The organism is Xanthomonas sp. NCPPB 3569, assembly GCF_041475645.2.
Classification (GTDB): domain Bacteria; phylum Pseudomonadota; class Gammaproteobacteria; order Xanthomonadales; family Xanthomonadaceae; genus Xanthomonas; species Xanthomonas phaseoli.
Genome location: NZ_CM192969.1, coordinates 3,145,317 through 3,168,610, shown reverse-complemented (window position 1 = coordinate 3,168,610; position 23,294 = coordinate 3,145,317). Strand labels below are relative to the sequence as shown.

Sequence of the window (23,294 nt, the reverse complement as noted above, 5' to 3'; positions counted from 1 at the left end):
TGCATGCGCATGCGCCCAAATCATTGACGCTCGATACCTGCGCTTGCGTACGCGTTGCAAGCCCTTCGGTGGCCCGGGCCAGACGCGCGGCCGAGCTAGGCGATCTCTTCTGCACATGCCGCCTGCCGGTGCGTCACTCCAGCGGCCGCACCCGATGCGAACCGCGCGCCATCAGGCGGAGCGCAAACGCGTGCGGCAACAGCCGCAATGCTGCGTTGACCAGCCGGTAGCGCCAGCCCGGCACTGCCAGCACCTGGCCGCGCTCCAGGGCGGCGATTCCATACTCGGCCACTGCGTCGGCCTGCAGTCAGGCCCAGTCGGGCAGGGTGGACATCGCCTCGCGAGTGCCGGTCACGTCATGGAATTCGGACCATGCAAAGCCCGGGCACAGGGCACACACCTTGACCGCGCAATCGGCGTTTTCCAGCGCCAGCGATTCGCTGAAGCGCAGCATGAAGCTCTTGCTGGCCGCGTACAGGGTCTGCCCATCGGCGCTGGGCGTCAGCGCCGCGAACGAGGCCACGTTGAGAATGCGGCCCTGGCCGCTGGCACGGATCATGGGCAGCAGTCGCCAGGTCAGCTCGCACACCGCGCCCACCATCACCTGCAGGAAGCGCGCATGCGTGGCCCAGTCGTGATGCAGGTAGCGGCCCGGCACGCCGTAACCGGCGTTATTGACCAGTGTGCCCACTGTCCAGCCGTTGCGCTGGATCTGCGCTGCCAGCGCCTCGGCCGCGGCAGGGTCGGCCAGGTCGGCCGGCAGCACTTCCACCCGAACCGTGCCTCGCAATTCCTCGGCCAATGCCTGCAACCGATCCACCCGTCGTGCGGTCAGGATCAGCGGCATGCCGCGCCTGGCGTATGCGCGCGCAATCTCGCGGCCAATGCCGCTGGATGCGCCGGTGATCACGGCGAAGACAGGCGAAACGGACATGGCAGGTTCCTGGAAGGGGAGGGGGAGGACATCTGGCGGACAGAAGTGTGCCGGTTGCCGACAGGCCTTGGGCTATTCTGTCGCCTGTCTTCAACTCAGGAACCTGCGCCTGATGCGTCGAAAGATCGTTGCCGGAAATTGGAAGCTGCATGGCAGCCGCGCCTTCGCCACCGAACTGGTGGCCAAGGTGGCCGCGCACATGCCCCTGAAGGGTGTCGAAGTCGTCATCCTGCCGCCACTGCCTTACCTCGGCGACCTGATCGAGGATTTCGAGGCCCATCACCTGGCGTTCGGAGCCCAGGACGTCAGCAGCAACGAGAAGGGCGCCTATACCGGCGAGGTCTCGGCCTCGATGCTGGTCGACGTCGGCGCCGGCTACGGGCTGGTCGGCCACTCCGAGCGCCGCCAATACCACCAGGAGAGTAGCGAGCTGGTGGCGCGCAAGTTTGCCGCCGCCATCCATGCCGGGCTGATTCCGGTGCTGTGCGTGGGCGAATCGCTGGAACAGCGTGAAGCCGGTCAGACTGAGGCAATCCTGCGTGCCCAGCTCGACCCGGTCCTGGCGCTGGTCGGCAGTGACGGCTTTGCAGGCGCGGTGCTGGCCTACGAACCGATCTGGGCCATTGGCACCGGCCGCACTGCGACCCCGGAGCAGGCCCAGGCCGTGCACGCCTTCCTGCGTGGCGAAGTCGCGAAGGCGGATGCTAGAATCGCCGATTCGTTGCCCATCCTGTACGGGGGCAGTGTCAAGCCCGACAACGCCGGCGAGCTGTTCGCACAGCCTGACGTCGATGGCGGGCTGGTTGGCGGCGCATCACTGGTCGCCGAAGATTTCCTGGCCATCGCACGCGCGGCGGCCGCGTTTTAACCCATTAAGTTTTGTCCGGGGACGGATTTCGAAATGCTGATGTTGATCCTCAATGTGGTCTACGTGCTGGTCGCCCTGGCGATGATTGCGCTGATCCTGATGCAGCGTGGCGCAGGTGCCGCGGCCGGTTCCGGCTTCGGCGCCGGCGCGTCGGGCACCGTGTTCGGTTCGCAGGGTGCGTCGAACTTCCTGTCCAAGTCGACCAAGTGGCTGGCGGTGGTGTTCTTCAGCATCAGCCTGTTCATGGCGTGGTACGCCACGCACGGCGCACGTCCGACGGATCAGAACCTGGGTGTGATGTCGCAGTCGGCAACCCCGGCTCCGGCCGCCGCGGGCGAGCTCACCAAGCCGTTGCCGCAGGCTCCGGCCGCAGGTGCGGTGCCGACCGCTCCGTCGCAGCCGGCTCCGGCCGCGGCCCCGGCGGTGGCGCCTGCGCAGTCCGCACCGGCGCAGCCGGCGCCTGCAGCAAGCGAAGAAAACGCTTCAGAACCAGCACAAAAACGCTGAAGCCGGTTACAATACGCTGCGCACTGGGATGCCCAGCGGCGCAACGTATGCCCAGGTGGCGGAATTGGTAGACGCACTACCTTGAGGTGGTAGCGACTTAGGTCGTAGGGGTTCGAGTCCCCTCTTGGGCACCATTGTTTGGCTGCAGTTCCTGCGCATCGCTTGTCGCGCGCGGGGTCTGCCTATACCCCATGCCGGCACGCGGCGCGTGCGGGCAGAGGCAAGAGAGAATCGCTGTGCTGGCCGAATATTTGCCGAGTCTGCTGTTTCTGATCGTCGCCACCGGTATCGGCATCGTGCTGATGTTGGTCGGTCGATTCCTCGGTCCGCGTAGCCCGGACCCGCGCAAGCTCTCGCCTTACGAGTGCGGCTTCGAAGCCTTCGAAGACGCGCGCATGAAGTTCGATGTGCGCTACTACCTGATCGCGATCCAGTTCATCGTGTTCGATCTGGAAATCATCTTCATCGTGCCGTGGACGCAGGTGTTCATGGAGATCGGCGCACGTTCGCTGGTCACCATGGGCCTGTTCGTCGGCATGTTGTTCCTCGGCTTTATCTACGTGTGGAAGAAGGGAGCGCTGGAATGGGAGTGATTCAGACCCTGGATAGTCTGATGACCAACCCGATGCCGGAAGGCCGGGTGGAAGACATCCTGCGCCCGGAAGGCGAAAACCCGTTGCTCGAAAAGGGCTATGTGACCACCAGCGTCGATGCGCTGCTGAACTGGGCGCGCACCGGCTCGATGTGGCCGATGACCTTCGGTCTGGCGTGCTGCGCCGTCGAGATGATGCACGCAGGCGCCTCGCGCCTGGATCTGGACCGCTACGGCGTGGTGTTCCGTCCCTCGCCGCGCCAGTCCGACGTGATGATCGTGGCCGGAACCCTGGTCAACAAGATGGCCCCGGCGCTGCGCAAGGTCTACGACCAGATGCCAGATCCGAAGTGGGTCATCTCGATGGGCAGCTGCGCCAACGGCGGCGGCTACTATCATTATTCGTATTCGGTGGTGCGCGGTTGCGACCGCATCGTGCCGGTGGACATCTACGTCCCGGGCTGCCCGCCGACCGCCGAGGCGCTGGTCTACGGCATCTTGCAGCTGCAGAAGAAGATCTGGCGTACCCAGACGATCGCGCGCTGACACCCGTCATCTTCTACCGAGAGCAGCCAAGCCCACATGGCAGAGCAAGCATCCTCCTTCACTGACCGACTTGCGGCACGTTTCGCCGGTGCGCAGATTGCCGTGGCATTGCCGCGCGGCGAAGTGACGCTGGAAGTCGCTGCCGCCGACTGGCATGCCACCTGTCTTGCACTGCGTGACGAGCTCGGCTTCGAACAGCTCAGCGACCTGTGCGGCGTCGATTACCTGGGTTACGGCAGCGACGAGTGGGATACCGCCGACGTGTCGTCGCAGGGCTTCAGCCGCGGCGTCGAGGGCAAGGCCGTCGGCCGTTTCGCCTGGGGCGAATTCCCCAGCCAGGAAAGCTCCGCCGGCGCGCAGCCGCAGCAGCTGCCCAAGCAGCGTTTTGCAGTGGTCGCGCAGCTGATCTCTTACCAGCACAACCAGCGTTTGCGCGTGCGCTGCTATGCACCGGACGAGCAGGTGCCGGTGGTGGCATCGGTGACCGACATCTGGCCGGGCGTGAACTGGTTCGAGCGCGAGGCGTTCGACCTGTTCGGCATCGTGTTCGATGGTCACCCGGACCTGCGCCGCATCCTGACCGACTACGGATTCGTCGGCCACCCGTTCCGCAAGGACTTCCCGCTGATCGGCAACGTCGAAGTGCGTTACGACGAGGAGCGCAAGCGCGTGGTGTACGAGCCGGTCACCTCGGTCGAGCCGCGCGTCGGCGTGCCGCGCGTCATTCGCGACGATGCCCGTTATGAGACTGCCGCTGGTGAAGTGGGCAAGTCGGAGACTGCCAAGTGAGTGAGTTCCGCCAGGCAACCGATGCCTTCGCGAGCAATCCTGTCGAAAGCAAGCAGGAAATCCGCAATTACACGATGAACTTCGGCCCGCAGCATCCTGCGGCGCACGGCGTGTTGCGCCTGATCCTGGAAATGGACGGCGAGACCGTGGTGCGTGCCGATCCGCATATCGGCCTGCTGCACCGTGGCACCGAGAAGCTGGCCGAGTCCAAGCCGTTCAACCAGTCGGTTCCGTACATGGACCGTCTGGATTACGTCTCGATGATGTGCAACGAGCACGCCTACGTGCGCGCGATCGAATCCCTGATGGGAATCGAGGCGCCCGAGCGTGCGCAGTACATCCGCACCATGTTCGACGAGATCACCCGCATCAAGAACCACCTGATGTGGGTCGGTTCCAATGCGCTCGATCTGGGTGCGATGGCGGTGATGCTGTATGCATTTCGCGAGCGCGAAGAACTGATGGACGTTTACGAGGCGGTCAGTGGCGCGCGCATGCATGCCGCCTACTACCGTCCCGGCGGCGTCTACCGCGATCTGCCTGATCGTATGCCGCAGTACAAGGAGTCGCGTTGGCACAAGGGCGGTGCGCTGAAGAAGCGCAATGCGGGGCGCGAAGGCACCATGCTGGACTTCCTGGAAGAGTTCACCAATACCTTCCCGGCACGCGTGGACGAATACGAGACCCTGCTGACCGATAACCGTATCTGGAAGCAGCGCACTGTGGATGTGGGCATCATCAGCCCGGATCTGGCGCGCGCCTGGGGCATGACCGGCCCGATGCTGCGTGGTTCGGGTATCGAGTGGGATCTGCGCAAGAAGCAGCCCTATGCCAAGTACGACGCAGTGGATTTCGATATCCCGGTCGGTACCAACGGCGACTGCTATGACCGCTACCTGGTGCGCGTGGCCGAGATGCGCGAATCCAACCGCATCATCAAGCAGTGCGTGAAGTGGCTGAAGGCCAACCCCGGCCCGGTCATGGTCACCAATTTCAAGGTCGCTCCGCCCAGCCGCGAAGGCATGAAGGACGACATGGAAGCGCTGATCCATCACTTCAAGCTGTTCAGTGAAGGCTACTGCGTGCCGGCTGGCGAAACCTACAGCGCGGTCGAAGCGCCGAAGGGCGAGTTCGGTTGCTACCTGATGTCAGACGGCGCCAACAAGCCGTTCCGCGTGCATCTGCGCGCGCCGGGTTTTGCGCATTTGTCGTCGATGGACGCGGTGGTGCGTGGCTATTTGCTGGCCGACGTCGTGGCGATGATCGGTACTTACGATTTGGTTTTCGGTGAGGTTGACCGATGAAGGCGACGGGTAATTTCGAAGCGGCGCGCGACGTCGATCCGCTGGTGGTGCTGAGCGACAAGACGCGCGCGCACATCGATCACTGGCTGACCAAGTTCCCGCCCGACCGCAAGCGTTCTGCGGTGCTGCAGGGTCTGCATGCCGCGCAGGAACAGAACCAGGGCTGGCTGACCGACGAATTGATCGTGGGCGTGGCCAAGTACCTGGAGCTGCCGCCGGTGTGGGCCTATGAGGTCGCCAGCTTCTACTCGATGTTCGAGACCGAACGCGTCGGCCGTCATAACGTGGCGTTCTGCACCAATATCAGCTGCTGGCTCAATGGCGCCGAAGATCTGTTGGCGCACGCGGAAAAGAAACTGGGTTGCAAGCTGGGGCAGTCGACGGCCGATGGGCGCGTCTACCTCAAGCGCGAAGAAGAGTGCCTGGCTGCCTGCTCCGCGGCGCCGATGATGGTCATCAATGGCCACTATCACGAGCACCTGACGAAAGAAAAGGTCGACGCGCTGCTGGACGGGCTGGAGTAAGACATGGCACATCATCACGCACCCTCAGGCCCGGTCGGTCCGGCGCCGCAGCCGCATCAGGTCGTCTACACGACCCTGCATTACGACACTCCGTGGTCGTATGAGAGCTATCTGAAAACCGGTGGCTACGCCGCGCTGCGCAAGATCCTCGAAGAGAAGATCCCGCCGGCCGATGTCATCGAGATGGTCAAGGCGTCGAACCTGCGCGGCCGTGGTGGCGCAGGCTTTCCGACCGGGTTGAAGTGGTCGTTCATGCCCAAGGGCACGATGCAGAAGTACATCCTGTGCAACTCGGACGAATCCGAGCCGGGCACCTGCAAGGACCGCGACATCCTGCGCTATAACCCGCATTCGGTGGTGGAGGGCATGGCGATCGCCTGCTACGCCACCGGTTCGACCGTGGGCTACAACTACCTGCGTGGCGAGTTCCACCATGAGCCGTTCGAGAACTTCGAGCTGGCGCTGGCCGACGCCTACGCAAATGGCTGGCTGGGCAAGAACATCCTCGGCAGCGGCGTGGATATCGATATCTACGGTGCGCTGGGCGCCGGTGCCTACATCTGCGGCGAAGAAACCGCGCTGATGGAATCGCTGGAAGGCAAGAAGGGCCAGCCGCGCTACAAGCCGCCGTTCCCGGCCAATTTCGGCCTGTACGGCAAGCCGACCACCATCAACAACACCGAGACCTATGCGTCGGTGCCGGCGATCATTCGCAACGGCCCGGAGTGGTTCCTTGGTTTGAGCAAGACCAAGAACGGCGGCCCGAAGATCTTCTCGGTGTCCGGTTGCGTGCAGAAGGGCGGCAACTTCGAAGTGCCGCTCGGCACCACCTTCGACGAACTGCTGGAAATGGCCGGCGGTCTGCGCCCGGGTCGCAAGCTCAAGGGCGTGGTGCCCGGCGGTGTGTCGATGCCGGTGCTGAAGGCCGACCAGGTCGCTGGCTTGCAGATGGACTACGACACCTTGCGTGCGCTGGGCACCGGTCTGGGCTCGGGTGCCATCGTGGTGCTGGACGACAGCGTCTGCTGCGTACGTTTCGCCTGCCGCATCTCGCAGTTCTTCCACAAGGAATCCTGCGGCCAGTGCACCCCGTGCCGCGAGGGCACCGGCTGGATGCACCGCGTGCTGGAGCGCATCGTCGCCGGCAAGGCAACGATGGAAGACCTGCATCAGCTGCGCACCGTCGCCGGCCAGATCGAAGGCCACACCATCTGTGCGTTCGGCGAAGCGGCGGCATGGCCGATCCAAGGCTTCCTGCGCCAGTTCTGGGACGAGTTCGAGTACTACATCGTCAACGGTCGTTCGATCGTCGATACGCAAGTCGGAGTGGCTGCATGAGCGCCCAACCAGTGAACCCGAACGTGCCGCCGGATCATGTGACCGTCGAAATCGACGGCCAGAGTCTGGTCGTGCCGAAGGGCTCGATGATCATTCAGGCGGCCGACAAGGCCGGCATTCCGATCCCGCGCTTCTGCTACCACGAGAAGCTGCCGATCGCGGCCAATTGCCGCATGTGCCTGGTCGATGTCGAAAAGTCGCCCAAGCCGTCGCCGGCCTGCGCCACGCCGGTGATGGATGGCATGAAGGTCACCACGCGCAGCGAGAAGGCGCTGAAGTACCAGCGCAGCGTGATGGAATTCCTGCTGATCAACCACCCGCTGGACTGCCCGATCTGTGATCAGGGCGGCGAGTGCGAATTGCAGGACGTCTCGCTCGGCTATGGCCGTTCGGTCAGCCGCTTCAACGAGCGCAAGCGCGTGGTGCCCGACGAGGACATCGGCCCGCTGGTCGCCACCGAGATGACCCGCTGCATCCAGTGCACGCGCTGCGTGCGTTTCACCGCGGACATCGCCGGTACCTACGAGCTGGGTGGCATGTATCGCGGCGAGAACCTGCAGATCGGCACCTACGATGGCAAGCCGCTGACCACCGAGATTTCCGGCAACGTCATCGACGTCTGCCCGGTGGGCGCGCTGACCAACAAGGTGTTCCAGTTCCGTGCACGTCCGTGGGAACTGATGGCGCGCGAATCGCTGGGTTACCACGATGCGATGGGCTCGAACCTGTTCCTGCACGTGCGTCGCGGCGAAGTGCTGCGCACCGTGCCGCGTGAGAACGAGGCGGTCAACGAATGCTGGCTGTCCGACCGCGACCGTTATTCGCATCAGGGCCTGTATGCCGAAGACCGTGCGGTCAAGCCGCTGAAGAAGGTCAACGGGCAGTGGACTGAAGTGAGCTGGGCCGAAGGTCTGGCCGCCGCTACGCAGATCCTGCGCGAAAACGCCGGCGATGCGCTTGGCGTGCTCGTGCATCCGTCCACCTCCAATGAAGAAGGCGCATTGCTCGCGCGTCTGGCCGAAGGGCTGGGTAGCGGCAATCTGGATCACCGTTTGCTCAATCGCGATTTCTCCGACGCTGCGGTGGCCGAAGCCTTCGCCACGCCGCTGGCCGAGATCGAACAGGCCGATGCGGTGGTGTTGTTCGGCACCAATGTGCGGCATGAGCTGCCGTTGCTGCATGCACGTCTGCGCAAGGCGCACATCCAGAATCGTACGCAGATTCATTCGGTCAACCCGGTCGACTTCGATTTCGCCTTCACCCAGGCAAGCCGCACCGTGGTGGCGCCGTCGCAGTTGGCGGGCGCACTGAGCGATGCGACGCTGCGCGATACGGTCAAGGCTGCAAGCCGCGCCGTGGTCGTCGTTGGTGCGTTGGCCGAAAATCATCCGCAGGCTGCCGCGTTGCGTGCTGCCGCACGCGATTTTGCTGCCGCAACCGGGGCGTCGCTGTGCCGCATCCCGCAGGGTGCCAATGCCGTCGGTCTGGTGTCGCAGGGCGTGCTGCCCACCGCGCGCGATGTCGCCGGCATGCTGGCCCAACCGCGTCAGGCGTACGTGCTGTATGGCGTCGAGCCCGGCCTGGATTTTGCCGACGCCGCCGCTGCACGCAGCGCTCTGGCAGGCGCCAAGGTGGTGGCCTTCAGTCAGTTCGCCTGTGCGTCCACGCGCGATGTGGCCGATGTGATCCTGCCGATCGGCGCGTTGCCGGAAATCGATGCATCGCTGACCAATCTCGATGGTCGCGTACAGACCGCACGCGCTGCTGGCCGCCTGCCGGTCGAAGCACGCGATGGCTGGCGCGTGTTGCGTGCACTGGGCGGTGAACTGGGTCTGCCCGGTTTCGAATTCATCGATCTGGTCGGCCTGCGCGCCGGCATGCAGAACCGCAGCGTGACGCCGACGACCTCGGCACAGCCAGCGCCCGCCAGCGATGGGCTGGAGGTCGCTGCAACGGCAGCGATCTACCGCACCGATGCAGTGGTGCGTCGGGCTGCTGCACTGCAGTCGCATCCGCTCAACATCGCGCCATGCGTGGCGATGCATCCGGAGCAGGCGACGCAGTTGCACGTCCAGGCGGGTCAGATGGTCAAGGTCGGTACCGATGCCGGTAAGGCAACGTTGCCGGTGGTGCTGGACAAGCGCGTCGCACCGGGCACGGTGTGGATCGAATCCGGCCATGGCGCAACCGCGCCGCTCGGTGCCGGTCGTGTAACGGTGGTGGCCGCATGAACGAATTGCTGTTGAACCTGGTCGACCCCTTGCACCAGTGGTTCCTGGGGCTGGGCGATGGCGGCGTGGTGCTGTGGTCGGTCTTGAAGATCCTGCTGATCGCCGTGCCGGTGATCGTGGCGGTGGCCTTCTACGTGGTCTGGGAGCGCAAGCTGATCGGCTGGATGCACGTGCGCCACGGGCCCATGTACGTGGGGATGGGCATCTTCCAGGCCTTCGCCGACGTGTTCAAACTCCTGTTCAAGGAGATCGTGCAGCCAACCAGCTCGCACAAGGCGATGTTCGTCATCGCACCGCTGCTGGCACTGGCGCCGGCCTTCGCCGCATGGTCGGTGGTGCCGTTCGATGCGAAGCTGGTGTTGTCCAATGCCAACGTCGGCCTGCTGTATCTGCTGGCGATGACCTCGTTGGGCGTGTACGGCATCATCCTGGCCGGCTGGGCGTCGAACTCGAAGTACGCCTTCCTGGGCGCGATGCGTTCGGCTGCGCAGGTGGTCAGCTACGAGATCGCGATGGGCTTTGCGCTGGTCGGTGTGATGATTGCCTCCGGCAGCGTCAACCTGAGCCAGATCGTGTTCGCGCAGGCCGGCAACTCCGGCTTCTTCGACTGGTTCCTGATTCCGCTGTTCCCGTTGTTCATCGTCTACTGGGTCTCCGGCGTCGCCGAAACCAACCGCGCGCCGTTCGACGTGGTGGAAGGCGAATCGGAAATCGTCGCCGGTCACATGGTGGAATACTCGGGCGGCGCGTTCGCGCTGTTCTTCCTGGCCGAATACGCCAACATGATCCTGGTCAGCTTCCTGATCTCGATCTTCTTCCTCGGTGGCTGGCTGAGCCCGATCCAGGGTTGGGTCAATGCGGATGTTTCGCCGTGGATCGACTGGTTGTGGAAGGGCGGCTGGCCGTGGCTGCTGATGAAGGTGTTCTTCTTCGCCAGCGCCTACATCTGGTTCCGCGCCAGCTTCCCGCGTTACCGCTACGACCAGATCATGCGTCTGGGCTGGAAGGTCTTCATTCCGCTCACGATCGTATGGATCGCAGTGACGGCGTTGATGGTGTTTTACGGCGTGATCCAGAAGGGCGTGTAATTGATGAACAAGATCACCCATTACTTCAAGAGCTTGCTGCTGCTCGAGCTGCTCGGCGGCTTGTGGCTGACGTTGAAATACACGTTCAAGCCCAAGTACACCGTGCTGTATCCGATGGAGAAGTTCCCGCAGTCGCCGCGCTTTCGTGGCCTGCATGCGCTGCGCCGTTATCCCAACGGCGAAGAGCGTTGCATCGCCTGCAAACTGTGCGAGGCGGTGTGCCCGGCGCTGGCGATCACCATCGACTCGGCCAAGCGCGAGGACGGCACCCGCCGCACCACGCGCTACGACATCGATCTGTTCAAGTGCATCTTCTGCGGCTTCTGCGAAGAAAGCTGCCCGGTGGACTCGATCGTCGAAACGCACATCCTCGAGTACCACTTCGAGAAGCGTGGCGAAAACATTGTCAACAAGCCGCAGTTGCTGGCGATCGGAGACCGGTTAGAGACCGAGATCGCCGAGCGTCGCGCTGCCGATGCCGCCTTCCGTTGAGGTCATGATGGACTGGGTCACTATTGCTTTCTACGCCTTCTCCGCCGTCGCGGTCGTGTCCGCCGGTGCGGTGATCAGCGTGCGCAACCCGGTATACGCCGTGTTGTGCCTGATCCTCACGTTCTTCTCCATGGCATGCATCTGGTTGTTGGTCGGGGCTGAATTCCTCGGCGTGACCCTGGTGCTGGTCTATGTCGGCGCGGTGATGGTGCTGTTCCTGTTCGTGGTGATGATGCTGGACATCGATACCAGCCGCCTGCGCGAGGGTTGGGTCAAGTACATGCCGCTGGGCGTCATCGTGGCCGTTGCCATGCTCGCGCAGATGGTCACGTTGATCGGCGTCAAGGCGCGCAGCGCCACGCCGTTCCCGGCAGACAACGCAGCTGCGCAAGCGGCTGACAGCTCGAATCTGACCTGGCTGGCCAAGAGCCTGTACACAGAATTCCTGCTGCCGTTCGAATTTGCTGCGGTGATCCTGACGGTGGCGGTGGTGGCTGCAGTGATGCTGACCCTGCGCAAGCGCACTGGTATCAAGTTGCAGAATGCCGGCGAGCAGTCCCGGGTGAAGGCGGGCGACCGTCTGCGCATGGTCAAAATGGCGGTTGAAAAGCCGGTACAGGTTGCGCCGCAGATCGACGCGGCCGACGGACAGGAGGCGAAGTCTTGATTACCTTGGGCCACCTGCTTGGACTGGGCGCGGTGCTGTTCTGCATCTCGCTGGCCGGCATCTTCCTCAACCGCAAGAACGTCATCGTGCTACTGATGTCGATCGAGTTGATGTTGCTGTCGGTCAACGTCAACTTCATCGCGTTCTCGCGCGAGCTCGGCGATACCGCCGGTCAGTTGTTCGTGTTCTTCATTTTGACGGTTGCCGCTGCGGAGGCTGCAATCGGCCTTGCGATCCTGGTGACTCTGTTCCGCACGCGCCGCACGATCAATGTGGCCGAAGTCGATACGTTGAAGGGCTGACCTGTAGATGGAAATCACTCTCTCCAAGAGTCTGTTGATCGCAGTGGTGCTTGCACCGCTGGTCGGCAGCATCATCGCCGGCCTGTTCGGGCGCCAGGTCGGGCGCAAGGGCGCGCAGTACGTCACCATCCTCGGTGTTGCGGTCAGCTGCGTGTTGTCGTGCCTGACGCTGTATCAGCTGGTGGAGCAGGGCGCCAGCCCGTTCAACCAGAACCTTTACACGTTCTTTGATGTCGGCAATTACTCGGCGCATGTCGGCTTCATGGTCGACCGCCTGACCGCAATGATGATGGTGGTAGTGACCTTCGTGTCGCTGCTGGTGCACATCTACACCATTGGCTACATGGAAGAAGACCCGGGCTACCAGCGCTTCTTCAGCTATATCTCGTTGTTCACGTTCTCCATGCTCACGCTGGTGATGAGCAACAACTTCCTGCAGCTGTTCTTCGGCTGGGAAGCGGTGGGTCTGGTGTCGTACCTGCTGATCGGTTTCTGGTTCAAGCGGCCGACCGCCGTGTTCGCCAACATGAAGGCGTTCTTGGTCAATCGCGTCGGCGACTTCGGTTTCATCCTCGGTATCGCCGGTGTGCTGCTGTGGTTCGGCTCGTTGGATTACTCCACCGTGTTCGCTAACGCAACCACGATGGCCGGTGCCAAGGTGCAGCTGTTCGCGGGCCACGAATGGAGCGTGATGACGCTGATCTGCATCTGCCTGTTCATCGGTGCGATGGGCAAGTCGGCCCAGGTGCCGTTGCACGTGTGGCTGCCGGACTCGATGGAAGGCCCCACGCCGATCTCGGCGCTGATCCATGCCGCAACGATGGTCACCGCCGGCATCTTCATGGTGGCGCGCATGTCGCCGCTGTTCGAGCTGTCGGAGACCGCCCTGAACTTCATCCTGGTCATCGGTGCGACCACGGCCTTCTTCACCGGCCTGATCGGCATCGTGCAGAACGACATCAAGCGCGTGGTTGCGTACTCCACGCTGTCGCAGCTGGGTTACATGACCGTGGCATTGGGCGTGTCGGCCTATTCGGCTGCCGTGTTCCATCTGATGACGCATGCCTTCTTCAAAGCGCTGCTGTTCCTGGCGGCCGGCTCGGTGATCATCGGCATGCACCACGAGCAGGACATGCGCAAGATGGGCGGCCTGCGCAAGTACATGAAGGTCACCTACTGGACCAGCGTGATCGGTACCCTGGCGCTGGTCGGTACGCCGTTCTTCTCCGGTTTCTACTCCAAGGACACCATCATCGAAGCGGCCGCGCATCATGCGCATGAGTCGCATAGCTTGATCGCACTCTATGGCTATTGGGCTGTGTTAGGTGGTGTATTGGTGACCAGCTTTTACAGCTTCCGTCTGCTGTTCCTGACCTTCCATGGCAAGGAGCGCTTCCGCGACGCCCATGCGCACGACGCGCATTCGCATCACGACAGCGCGCATACCGATGCCGAAGCGCAGGTTCACGCGCACGATGCGCATGGCCACGACGATCACGGACATGGTCATCACGGTGCGCACGAGCCGCATGAGTCCAAGTGGGTTGTGACGCTGCCGTTGATCCTGCTGGCAATCCCCTCGGTGGCGATTGGTTTCTTCACCATCGGTCCGATGTTGTTCGGTACCGACTGGCAAGGCAACCATGCGGCGCACGCCATGCAGGGCCAGGCAGTCTCGTTCTTCACCGGTATCGTCGATTTCTACGATCCGGCACGCGATACCGTTGGTGCATTGGCCAAGGAGTTTCATGGTCCGGTGGCATTCGCACGGCATGGCCTGCTGGCCGCTCCTTTCTTCCTGACGGTTGCCGGCCTGCTGCTTGCCGCGCTGTTCTATCTCTGGAAGCCTGAGTGGGCAGCGACATCACGTAAGAAGCTTTCGTGGCTGGTTTGGATACTTGAGAACAAGTACTTCTTAGACAAGGTTTGGATCAATGGCTTCGCCGGTGGTGGCGTGGTTCTTGGCAAGGCGTCACGCGCAGTCGATACCCATGTGGTCGACGGCGCTGTCGTCAACGGTTCTGCCCGACTGATCGACCTGGCTGCAAATCTGCTGCGTCGCACGCAATCCGGTTTCCTCTATCACTACGCCTTCGCAATGATCATCGGTTTGATCGCCTTGTTGGCGGTACTGATGCATTTCTGGCGTTGACCTGTACGGAATAAGAAAACGTGTCGAACTGGCCTTTACTGTCTATCTTGATCTGGCTGCCGATTATCGGTGGCGCCCTGATCCTTGCGTTGCGCAACGCCGAGACTGCCCGCTGGGCATCCTTGGCGGTAGCGGTGGCGACCTTTGCGCTGAGTCTGCCGCTGCTGGGCTACGACACGGCCAATGACGCCATGCAGTTCATCGAACTGCATGCCTGGATTCCGGCCTATAACATCGGCTACAACCTGGGCGTGGATGGCATCGCGGTCGCGTTGATCGTGCTGACCACGCTGGTGACGGTGCTGGCCCTGATCGGTGCCTGGCGCTCGATCGACAAGCGCGTCAATCAGTACGTGGCTGCCTTCCTGATCCTGGAAGGCGTCACCGTCGGTATCTTCGCCGCCACCGACGCAATGTTGTTCTACGTGTTCTTCGAAGCCATGCTGATCCCGATGTTCTTGATCATCGGTGTCTGGGGCGGGCCGCGGCGCATCTATGCCGCGATGAAGTTCTTCCTCTACACTTTCCTCGGCTCGGTGCTGATGCTGGTGGGCCTTGTGTATCTGTATCTGAAGGGCGGAAGCTTCCAGCTCGCCGACCTGTATGCGCTGCAGCTGACAGCCAAGGAACAGACCTGGATCTTCTTCGCGTTCCTGATCGCCTTCGCAGTCAAGGTGCCGATGTTCCCGGTGCATACCTGGCTGCCGGACGCGCACGTCGAGGCGCCCACAGCCGGTTCGGTGATCCTGGCGGCGATTGCGTTGAAGATCGGCGGCTACGGCTTCCTGCGCTTCAACCTGCCGATCGTGCCCGATGCGAGTCATGAGTTCGCCTGGCTGGTCATCACGCTATCGCTGATTGCGGTGATCTATGTCGGCCTGGTGGCGTTGGTACAGGACGACATGAAGAAGCTGGTGGCTTATTCGTCCATCGCGCACATGGGTTTCGTCACGCTCGGTACCTTCATCGCGTTCACTCTGGTGCGCGAGTACGGCAGCACCGATGCTGCCCGTCTGGGCTTGCAGGGTGCGATGGTGCAGATGATCTCGCACGGTTTCGTGTCCGGTGCGATGTTCTCGTGCATCGGCGTGCTCTACGACCGCATGCATACCCGTCGCATCGCCGACTACGGCGGCGTGGTCAACGTGATGCCCTGGTTCGCCACCTTCGCGATGTTGTTCTTCATGGCCAATGCCGGCCTGCCTGGAACAAGTGGTTTCGTCGGCGAGTTCATGGTCATCCTGGCCAGCTTCCAGAAGCATCCGTTGGTCGCCTTCGGCGCCGCCACCACGCTGGTGATCACCGCCGCGTACACGCTGTGGCTCTATAGGCGCGTGTTTTTCGGCGAAGTGGCCAACGCCCATGTGGCCGAGCTGAAGGACATCAATGGCCGCGAAGCATTCGTGCTGGGGGTGTTCGCCGCTGGCGTGCTGGCCCTGGGCCTCTACCCGAAGCCGCTGACCGATCTGATGGAACCGTCGATCGCCAAGCTGGCAACCCAGATTGCCGCGACCAAGCTCTGACCGCTTGCCGTACGTTTTGATTTCCAGGATTTAATGATGACCACGCCAACGCTCGCGCCGTTGACCACCGCTGACCTGGCTCCGCTCGTACCGGAGCTGGTGCTGATCGGCGGCGCCTTCGCACTGCTGATGCTCGACCTATTCGTGAGCCAGCGGAACAAGGTCTGGACCCACCTGTTCTCCGTTGCCGTGCTTGCCGTGGTACTCGTGTTGCTTGCGACCGGCACGGGCGGGCAGGGCGATATCTTCAACGGTATGTTCGTCCGCGATACGGCAGCCGATGTCATGAAGACGGTGATCGTGCTGGTCAGCGGGTTGAGCCTGGTCTATGGCTGGACCTACCTGCGCGAGCGCAATCTCTACCAGGGCGAAATCCCGGTGCTGGTGCTGTTCGCCACTGCCGGCATGATGTTGCTGGCCTCGGCCGGTAGCCTGCTGATGGTCTATCTGGGGCTGGAACTGCTGGCGCTGTGCTCCTACGCATTGGTCGCCTCCAATCGCGACAACGGCCTGGCCACCGAAGCGGCGATGAAGTATTTCGTGCTCGGGTCGCTCGCGTCGGGTCTGCTGCTGTACGGCATGTCCTTGGTCTACGGCGCCACTGGTACGCTTAGCCTGGCCGGCATCCACGATGTAATCGAAGGCTCGAACGAACGCACCTTGCTGCTGACCGGCACCATCTTCATGATCGCCGGCGTCGCCTTCAAGCTGGGTGCTGCGCCTTTCCACATGTGGCTGCCCGATGTGTATCAGGGTGCGCCTGCGCCGATCGCGTTGTTCATCAGCTCGGCGCCCAAGCTTGCGGCGTTCGGTATGGCCTATCGCCTGCTGGAAGTCGGTATGGGCCCGTTGTCGCCGCAGTGGCATCTGCTGATCGGCGGCTTGTCGGCGGTGTCGCTGGTGGTCGGTAACCTGATGGCCATTGCGCAGAGCAACCTCAAGCGCATGCTTGCATACTCGACGGTCTCGCATATCGGCTTCCTGCTGATGGGCGTGGCTGGCGGTGGTGAAGAGGGCTATGCGGCTGCCATGTTCTACGCGGTCAGCTACACCATCATGTCTACCGCGTCCTTCGGCGCCATTATCGCGCTGTCGCGCAATGGATTCGAAGCGGAAAACATCGACGACTTCAAGGGACTCAACGCGCGCAATCCGTGGATGGCCGGCCTGGTGCTGTGCATCATGGCGTCGCTTGCGGGCATCCCGCCGTTCCTTGGTTTCTGGACCAAGTTGGCGGTGCTGGGCGCGGCAGTGAAGGGCGACATGCTGTGGCTAGCCTTGGTTGGTGTGATCTGTGCAGTGATCGGTGCGTACTACTACCTGCGCGTCATCAAGGTCATGTACTTCGACGAGCCTGTAGGTGAGCCGTTGCCGGCCAATAACGATCGTGTGCTCGGCACCGTGCTCGGCGTCAACGCGCTGGCCCTGCTTGCACTTGGCCTGGCCTGGAGCCCGATCATGGTGTGGTGCCAGCGCGCGTTCGCCGGGCTCGCCTGAGACCGCCATGTTGGCGCGACGTAAGACGGTGTCGCGCAGCCTGTGCGGCGCCGCTCTGAAATAGGGCTGCGTTGACTGTTTCGTTTTTGTTGCAATGCGGGTATTATTCGCCGCGACGTTGAACAGCCGCCACGCTGTTCAACAGATGAAAAACTAGGGCTTGCAATTGCCGCTCAAGTTCTTCATAATTCCGCTTCTGCTGCGGGGTGGAGCAGTCTGGCAGCTCGTCGGGCTCATAACCCGAAGGTCGCAGGTTCAAATCCTGCCCCCGCTACCAAGTTTCGAATTGTTGCTTCATCGCAGTAATTCAACTTCTTGGATCGTAAGGACGCATGTTCCCGTCTTTACGCCGACCCAGAGAGGTCGGGCTTTTTTCACGCAAGGGGCCCATCGGGCCCCTTGTTTTTTCCGGAACCGGAAAGTTTGCTGCCGGTTGCCGGGGTTCTACTGGCAATCATCTGATCAGGGCAGTCTGTGAGCGAAAAAGCGACCGAAATCGCGAATCTGCTGAGTCCAACGGTTGAGTCCCTGGGCTTGGAACTGCTGGGTGTGGAATATCTTCCCGCTCCAGGCGGCGCCACATTGCGCCTCTATATCGATGTGCCGTTGGCCGAACATCCCGAGCGCGTCGTCAATGTCGACGACTGCGAGCGCGTGAGCCGCGAGGTCTCTGCCCAGCTCGACGTGGAAGACCCGATCAGCGGCAACTACACGCTGGAAGTGTCATCGCCAGGCGTGGATCGTCCGCTGTTCACGCTGGAACAGTTCGCGCGCCATACCGGTGAGTCGGCAAAGATCGTCTTGAAGCTGGCGCAGGATGGGCGGCGCCGCTTCCAGGGCGAGATCCTGCGCATCGATGCCGAGGCAGATGCGGTGGTGTTCGCCGTCGATGGCAAGGACGTGCAGATCGGCTACGACAATATCGACAAAGCGCGCATCGTGCCGGATTGGGTTGCGCTGGGTCTGGCACCGCAGAAACCGAACAAGCCCGGCCCGAAGAAACCCGGGCACGAAAAGAAGAAACCATCCAACGAGTCGGCGGCTGGCAAGCCGCGCGCGGAGTGACGAAATGAGCAAGGAACTTTTGCTGGTAGTGGATGCGGTCGCCAATGAAAAGGGCGTGCCGCGCGAAGTGATCTTCGAAGCGATCGAAGCTGCGCTGGCGTCCGCAGCGAAGAAGCGCTATCCCGACCAGGACGTGCTGGCCCGCGTCACCATCGATCACAAGGACGGTACTTACGAAACCTACCGTCGCTGGGAAGTGGTTGCCGATGACGTGGTGATGGAATCCCCTGACCGCCAGGTGCGTCTGATGGATGCCATCGACGAGGCCGACGGCGTGGAAGTGGGCGATTACATCGAAGAGCAGATCGAGAACCCCGACTTCGGCCGTATCGCCGCGCAGGCTGCCAAGCAGGTGATCGTGCAGCGTGTGCGCGAGGCCGAGCGCCAGCAGGTGGTGGATGCGTGGAAGGATCGCGTAGGCGAGTTGATCACCGGCGTGGTCAAGCGTGCAGAGCGCGGCAATATCTTTGTCGATCTTGGCGGCAACGCCGAAGCCTTCATTCCGAAGGACAAGGGCATTCCGCGCGACGTGCTGCGTCCCGGCGACCGCGTGCGCGGCTATCTGGCCGAAGTGCGCTCCGAGCCTCGTGGCCCGCAGCTGTTCATCAGCCGTGCCGCACCGGAATTCATGATCGAGCTGTTCAAGCTCGAGGTGCCGGAAGTCGGTCAGGGCCTGGTCGAGATCAAGGCTTGCGCACGCGATCCGGGCGACCGCGCCAAGATTGCCGTGATCGCGCACGACGCCCGCACCGATCCCATCGGCGCGTGCATCGGCATGCGCGGTTCACGTGTGCAGGCGGTGTCCAACGAGCTCAATGGCGAGCGCGTGGACATCGTGTTGTGGAACGAGAACCCGGCCAACTTCGTCATCAACGCGATGGCGCCTGCCGAAGTGCAGTCGATCATTGTCGATGAAGACAAGCACTCGATGGACCTGGCGGTGGCGGAAGACCGCCTGGCGCAGGCGATCGGCAAGGGCGGCCAGAACGTGCGTTTGGCCAGCCGCCTGACCGGTTGGCAGCTCAACGTGATGACCGCCGACCAGGTGGCCGCCAAGTCCGAGGCCGAGCAGGCCGCGGCACGCCAGCTGTTCATGGACCGCCTGGAAGTGGACGAGGAAATTTCCGCGATCCTGGTCTCCGAAGGTTTCAATACGGTCGAAGAAATTGCCTATGTGCCGGTCGGCGAGTTGCTGGCGGTGGAAGGCTTCGACGAAGACATCGTTGAGGAACTGCGCGCCCGTGCCCGCGATGCGCTGCTGAACGCCGCGCTGGCCGAGGAGGAAGGCCTGGAAGGAACTCAGCCCGCCGAGGACCTGCTGGCGCTGGAGGGGATGGACGAGGAGACGGCTTTTGCGCTGGCCGAGCACGGCGTGCGTACCAGCGAGGACTTGTCCGACCTGGCCGCGGACGAGATCGTCGACTTCGGCATCGAGGGCATGACCCAGGAGCGCGCCGCGGCGCTGATCCTGGCGGCCCGCGCCGAGGAGATCGCCCGTTTGGAGCGCGGCGAATGAGCCGGCAATGAACCGCGCCCTGACCCCATCAGGGCTTAGAATCAGCGTATCCCTTGCTCTGGGCGAGGGGGCGCCAACCAGATCATAGGATCCGAATGTCGCAGCAAACCACCATCCGCAAGCTTGCCGAACTGGTCAACACGCCGGTCGATAAACTGCTGGTTCAACTGGCCGAGGCCGGAATGAAGTTCAGCGGTCCCGACCAGGTCGTGACCAGCACCGAGAAGATGAAACTGCTTGGCTTCCTGCGTCGCACGCATGGCAAGGCGGAAACGTCTGCCGAAGCGGCGAGCGAAGCAGCCAAGAAAATCACGCTCAATCGGCGCAAGCTGCAGGAAGTCACTGTCAACGCCGGCCGCACCAAGACCACGGTCAATGTGGAAGTGCGGCAGAAGCGCACCTACGTGAAGTCCGAGAACGAAGGCAGCGGCCGGGCCGCGCCGATGACGCCGGACGAAGAGCGCGCCGATATCCTGCGCAAGCTCGAGGAGTCGCGTCAGCGCAACCTCGAAGAGCAGCAGCGCCTGGCCGAAAGCGACCGTGTGCGCGACGAGGCAATTCAGCGCAAGCGCGAGGAAGAGCAGGCCGCCAAGGACCGTGCAGAAGCCGAGCGCAAGGCTGCCGAGGAAGCCGCTGCGGCTGCCAGTGCGCCGGCCCCGGTTGCTGACGCGCCGACGCCGTCTGCCGCCGCGCCGGCTGCACGTTCTGCTGCTTCGCCGTCGTCCGCACCGCGTGCGGCGCGCCCGGCCGGTGCATCCCCGGCCTCGCGTCCGGCAGCGCCGGCACGTGCGGACGACCGCAGCAATGCCGCCAAGCACAAGACGCGCGGTTCGCACGTCATGGTGGCCGGTGTCGAAGACGACGATGCGACCAAGCGCTTTGCCGGGCAGTTGCATCTGTCCGCGGCCGATCGCGCGCGGCGTTCCAATGTGCGCGGCAAGCCGACCGGCCGCCCGGGTTCGTCGTCCTCGCGTCGTGGTAATGACAACGGCCGTGGCAGCCAGGCCAACAGTGGCCCGCATGGGTTCGAGCGTCCGACCGCACCGGTGGTGCGTGAAGTGGCGATCGGCGAGACCATCACCGTGGCAGACCTGGCGCAGAAGCTCGCGCTCAAGGGCGGCGACGTGGTCAAGGCGTTGTTCAAGATGGGCGTCATGGCGACCATCACCCAGAGCATCGATCACGACACCGCCGCACTGGTGACCGAAGAGCTCGGCCATAAGGCCGTGCGTGCCGACAATGCCGACTTCGAGGACGCGCTGCTGGCGCATGCCGAAGATGCGCAGGGCGAAGCCACGTCGCGTCCGCCGGTGGTCACCATCATGGGTCACGTCGATCACGGCAAGACCTCGCTGCTGGACTATATCCGCCGTACCAAGATCGCCTCCGGCGAAGCCGGCGGCATTACCCAGCACATCGGTGCGTACCACGTCGAAACCGGTCGTGGCGTCATCAGCTTCCTGGATACGCCCGGCCATGCCGCATTTACCTCGATGCGTGCCCGTGGCGCCAAGATCACCGACATCGTGGTGCTGGTCGTTGCCGCCGACGACGGCGTGATGCCGCAGACCAAGGAAGCGGTTGCGCATGCCAAGGCGGCAGGCGTACCGCTGATCGTGGCGGTCAACAAGATCGACAAGACCGGCGCCGATCCGCTGCGGGTCAAGAACGAGCTGCTGGCCGAAAACGTAGTGGCCGAAGAGTTCGGTGGCGACACCCAGTTCATCGAAGTCTCTGCCAAGGTCGGTACCGGCGTGGACACGCTGCTGGATGCGATTTCGTTGCAGGCCGAAGTGCTGGAACTCAAGGCCGTGGCCGAGGGCCGCGCCAGCGGTACCGTCATCGAATCCTCGCTGGACAAGGGCCGCGGCCCGGTCGCGACGGTGCTGGTGCAGCAGGGTGCGCTGAAGCGTGGCGACTATCTGGTGTGCGGCATCCAGTACGGTCGCGTGCGTGCGTTGTTCGACGAAACCGGTCATCAGCCGGCCTCGGCGGGCCCGTCGATTCCGGTGCAGGTGCTGGGTTTGTCCGGCGTGCCGGAGGCGGGCGACGACTTCGTGGTCGTCGACGACGAGCGCCTGGCCAAGGACGTGGCGCAGCAGCGCGAAACCAAGCGCCGCGAATCGCGTCTGGTTGCCTCGGCCACCAACCGCATGGAAGACATCCTGGCCCAGATGGGCAAGGGCGAAGGCCAGCAGGTGCTGAACCTGGTGATCAAGGCTGACGTGCAGGGCTCGGTGGAAGCACTCAAGCAGTCGTTGGTGGCGTTGTCCAACGAGGACATCCGCATCAACGTGATCCACTCCGGCGTGGGCGGCATCACCGAATCGGACGCCAATTCGGCTGCTGCTTCCAAGGCGACGATCATCGGCTTCAACGTGCGTGCGGATGCCTCGGCGCGCAAGATCGTCGAGTCCAACGGCATCGATCTGCGTTATTTCTCGATCATCTATGACGTGATCGATCAGGTGAAGCAGGTGGCCTCCGGTCTGCTCGGCGTGGAAATCCGCGAAGAGATCATCGGCATCGCACAGGTCCGCGATGTGTTCCGCAGCTCGAAGTTCGGCGCGGTTGCAGGCTGCATGGTCATCGAAGGCGTGGTCAAGCGCAGCAAGCCGATCCGCGTACTCCGCGACAGCGTCGTGGTGTTCGAAGGCGAGCTGGAATCGCTGCGTCGCTTCAAGGAAAACGTTGACGAAGTGCGTAACGGCACCGAATGCGGTATCGGCGTGAAGGCTTACAACGACGTCAAGGCCGGCGACCAGATCGAGTGCTTCGAGCGTATCGAAGTGGCCCGTACGCTGTAACGGCTGCCGGGGCCGACCGGCCCCGGACTCCGCTCGGCGGAGTTGTCCAATGCAGGTTCTGCAAGGCGAGGGCGGCATGGCCGCCCGCGTTTGTTTTTGGCTTCGGTGCCAACTGGCCCTCCGAATCAACCAGGTCCACGACCATGCCAACCAAATCATTCCATCGCACCGACCGGGTGTCTGCGCAGGTGCGTCGCGACCTCGGCACGATCGTGCACGCGGCCGTGCGCGACCATGGCCTGCCGTCGGTCAGCGTGTCTGACGTCGAAATCAGTCGCGACCTGGCGCACGCCAAGGTGTTCGTCACCGCGCTGCAGCAGGAGCGTTCGGCCGAAGCGGTCAAGGGGCTCAAGGAAATCGCCGGCCAGCTGCGTACGCAGTTGGCGCGCGCGATGAAGCTGCGCCATGTGCCGGAGCTGCACTTCCATTACGACGATTCGGTCGATCGCGGCGAACGCATCGACAATCTGCTGCGTGACCTGGACGACGTTGGCCCCGAGGCCACATCCAGCGATGAAGATGCCGAACAGCGCTGAGCGCTGTCACGGCCTG

The 23,294-nt window shown here is 63.0% G+C and carries 20 protein-coding genes, 2 tRNA genes and 1 pseudogene; 22 read left to right on the top strand and 1 reads right to left on the bottom strand.

Features of this window, described 5'->3' with window-relative positions:
• Positions 1 to 133: 133 nt before the first annotated feature.
• Positions 134 to 934, bottom strand: a pseudogene (locus tag ACCQ03_RS13830) (SDR family NAD(P)-dependent oxidoreductase).
• Positions 935 to 1,046: 112 nt separating this feature from the next.
• Between ACCQ03_RS13830 and tpiA the strand changes: the two are divergent.
• The 22 genes from tpiA to rbfA all read left to right on the top strand — a co-directional run bounded on the left by tpiA (position 1,047) and on the right by rbfA (position 23,278).
• Positions 1,047 to 1,802: a triose-phosphate isomerase gene (gene tpiA, locus ACCQ03_RS13825; protein WP_209227511.1), complete on the top strand. Its 756-nt coding sequence runs from the start codon at positions 1,047 to 1,049 to the stop codon at positions 1,800 to 1,802.
• 33 nt (positions 1,803 to 1,835) lie between these two features.
• Positions 1,836 to 2,309 carry a preprotein translocase subunit SecG gene (gene secG, locus ACCQ03_RS13820; RefSeq protein WP_057678328.1) on the top strand — a complete coding sequence of 158 codons (474 nt, stop codon included), beginning with the start codon at positions 1,836 to 1,838 and terminating at the stop codon, positions 2,307 to 2,309.
• A gap of 49 nt (positions 2,310 to 2,358) precedes the next feature.
• Positions 2,359 to 2,443: transfer RNA gene (locus ACCQ03_RS13815), tRNA-Leu, on the top strand.
• A 102-nt stretch (positions 2,444 to 2,545) separates the two neighbouring features.
• Positions 2,546 to 2,902, top strand: coding sequence for an NADH-quinone oxidoreductase subunit A (locus tag ACCQ03_RS13810; RefSeq protein WP_003485539.1), 357 nt, complete (start codon positions 2,546 to 2,548; stop codon positions 2,900 to 2,902).
• A complete protein-coding gene (locus ACCQ03_RS13805; protein WP_005914280.1) occupies positions 2,893 to 3,447 on the top strand; it encodes a NuoB/complex I 20 kDa subunit family protein in 555 nt (184 codons plus the stop codon). Before ACCQ03_RS13810 ends, ACCQ03_RS13805 begins: the two co-directional genes overlap by 10 nt.
• Before the next feature lie 36 nt (positions 3,448 to 3,483).
• Positions 3,484 to 4,236: an NADH-quinone oxidoreductase subunit C gene (locus tag ACCQ03_RS13800; protein ID WP_003485543.1), complete on the top strand. Its 753-nt coding sequence runs from the start codon at positions 3,484 to 3,486 to the stop codon at positions 4,234 to 4,236.
• Entirely contained in the window at positions 4,233 to 5,540 is a 1,308-nt protein-coding gene (locus ACCQ03_RS13795; protein ID WP_008570969.1) for an NADH-quinone oxidoreductase subunit D, read from the top strand. Before ACCQ03_RS13800 ends, ACCQ03_RS13795 begins: the two co-directional genes overlap by 4 nt.
• A complete protein-coding gene (nuoE, locus tag ACCQ03_RS13790; RefSeq protein ID WP_057678327.1) occupies positions 5,537 to 6,064 on the top strand; it encodes an NADH-quinone oxidoreductase subunit NuoE in 528 nt (175 codons plus the stop codon). Before ACCQ03_RS13795 ends, nuoE begins: the two co-directional genes overlap by 4 nt.
• A 3-nt stretch (positions 6,065 to 6,067) precedes the next feature.
• Positions 6,068 to 7,402, top strand: coding sequence for an NADH-quinone oxidoreductase subunit NuoF (gene nuoF / locus ACCQ03_RS13785; RefSeq protein ID WP_003485551.1), 1,335 nt, complete (start codon positions 6,068 to 6,070; stop codon positions 7,400 to 7,402).
• Positions 7,399 to 9,633: an NADH-quinone oxidoreductase subunit NuoG gene (gene nuoG, locus ACCQ03_RS13780; RefSeq protein ID WP_209227513.1), complete on the top strand. Its 2,235-nt coding sequence runs from the start codon at positions 7,399 to 7,401 to the stop codon at positions 9,631 to 9,633. The genes nuoF and nuoG overlap by 4 nt, the downstream gene beginning before the upstream one ends.
• On the top strand, positions 9,630 to 10,721 hold the full coding sequence (gene nuoH, locus ACCQ03_RS13775) for an NADH-quinone oxidoreductase subunit NuoH (RefSeq protein WP_057678325.1): 1,092 nt from the start codon (positions 9,630 to 9,632) through the stop codon (positions 10,719 to 10,721). Before nuoG ends, nuoH begins: the two co-directional genes overlap by 4 nt.
• A 3-nt stretch (positions 10,722 to 10,724) precedes the next feature.
• Positions 10,725 to 11,213: an NADH-quinone oxidoreductase subunit NuoI gene (nuoI, locus tag ACCQ03_RS13770; protein ID WP_003485557.1), complete on the top strand. Its 489-nt coding sequence runs from the start codon at positions 10,725 to 10,727 to the stop codon at positions 11,211 to 11,213.
• Between the two features lie 4 nt (positions 11,214 to 11,217).
• Positions 11,218 to 11,880 (top strand): NADH-quinone oxidoreductase subunit J, encoded by a 663-nt coding sequence (locus ACCQ03_RS13765; protein ID WP_011051772.1) that lies wholly within the window; start codon positions 11,218 to 11,220, stop codon positions 11,878 to 11,880.
• Complete coding sequence (gene nuoK / locus ACCQ03_RS13760) at positions 11,877 to 12,182, top strand: NADH-quinone oxidoreductase subunit NuoK (protein ID WP_005914274.1); 306 nt, start codon at positions 11,877 to 11,879, stop codon at positions 12,180 to 12,182. Before ACCQ03_RS13765 ends, nuoK begins: the two co-directional genes overlap by 4 nt.
• 7 nt (positions 12,183 to 12,189) lie before the next feature.
• On the top strand, positions 12,190 to 14,334 hold the full coding sequence (gene nuoL, locus ACCQ03_RS13755) for an NADH-quinone oxidoreductase subunit L (protein WP_057678324.1): 2,145 nt from the start codon (positions 12,190 to 12,192) through the stop codon (positions 14,332 to 14,334).
• A 20-nt stretch (positions 14,335 to 14,354) separates the two neighbouring features.
• Positions 14,355 to 15,857: an NADH-quinone oxidoreductase subunit M gene (locus tag ACCQ03_RS13750; RefSeq protein WP_057678323.1), complete on the top strand. Its 1,503-nt coding sequence runs from the start codon at positions 14,355 to 14,357 to the stop codon at positions 15,855 to 15,857.
• A 36-nt stretch (positions 15,858 to 15,893) separates the two neighbouring features.
• Positions 15,894 to 17,354, top strand: coding sequence for an NADH-quinone oxidoreductase subunit NuoN (nuoN, locus tag ACCQ03_RS13745; protein WP_057678322.1), 1,461 nt, complete (start codon positions 15,894 to 15,896; stop codon positions 17,352 to 17,354).
• A gap of 200 nt (positions 17,355 to 17,554) precedes the next feature.
• Positions 17,555 to 17,631, top strand: a tRNA-Met gene (locus ACCQ03_RS13740).
• Positions 17,632 to 17,828: 197 nt separating this feature from the next.
• On the top strand, positions 17,829 to 18,419 hold the full coding sequence (gene rimP, locus ACCQ03_RS13735; protein WP_209227515.1) for a ribosome maturation factor RimP: 591 nt from the start codon (positions 17,829 to 17,831) through the stop codon (positions 18,417 to 18,419).
• A gap of 4 nt (positions 18,420 to 18,423) precedes the next feature.
• Entirely contained in the window at positions 18,424 to 19,935 is a 1,512-nt protein-coding gene (gene nusA, locus ACCQ03_RS13730) for a transcription termination factor NusA (RefSeq protein ID WP_017156099.1), read from the top strand.
• A gap of 95 nt (positions 19,936 to 20,030) precedes the next feature.
• Positions 20,031 to 22,742, top strand: coding sequence for a translation initiation factor IF-2 (gene infB, locus ACCQ03_RS13725; protein ID WP_057678320.1), 2,712 nt, complete (start codon positions 20,031 to 20,033; stop codon positions 22,740 to 22,742).
• A 143-nt stretch (positions 22,743 to 22,885) separates the two neighbouring features.
• The gene (gene rbfA / locus ACCQ03_RS13720) at positions 22,886 to 23,278 is read left to right on the top strand and encodes a 30S ribosome-binding factor RbfA (RefSeq protein ID WP_005914265.1); all 393 of its coding nucleotides are present in this window, start codon (positions 22,886 to 22,888) and stop codon (positions 23,276 to 23,278) included.
• Positions 23,279 to 23,294: the final 16 nt, after the last annotated feature.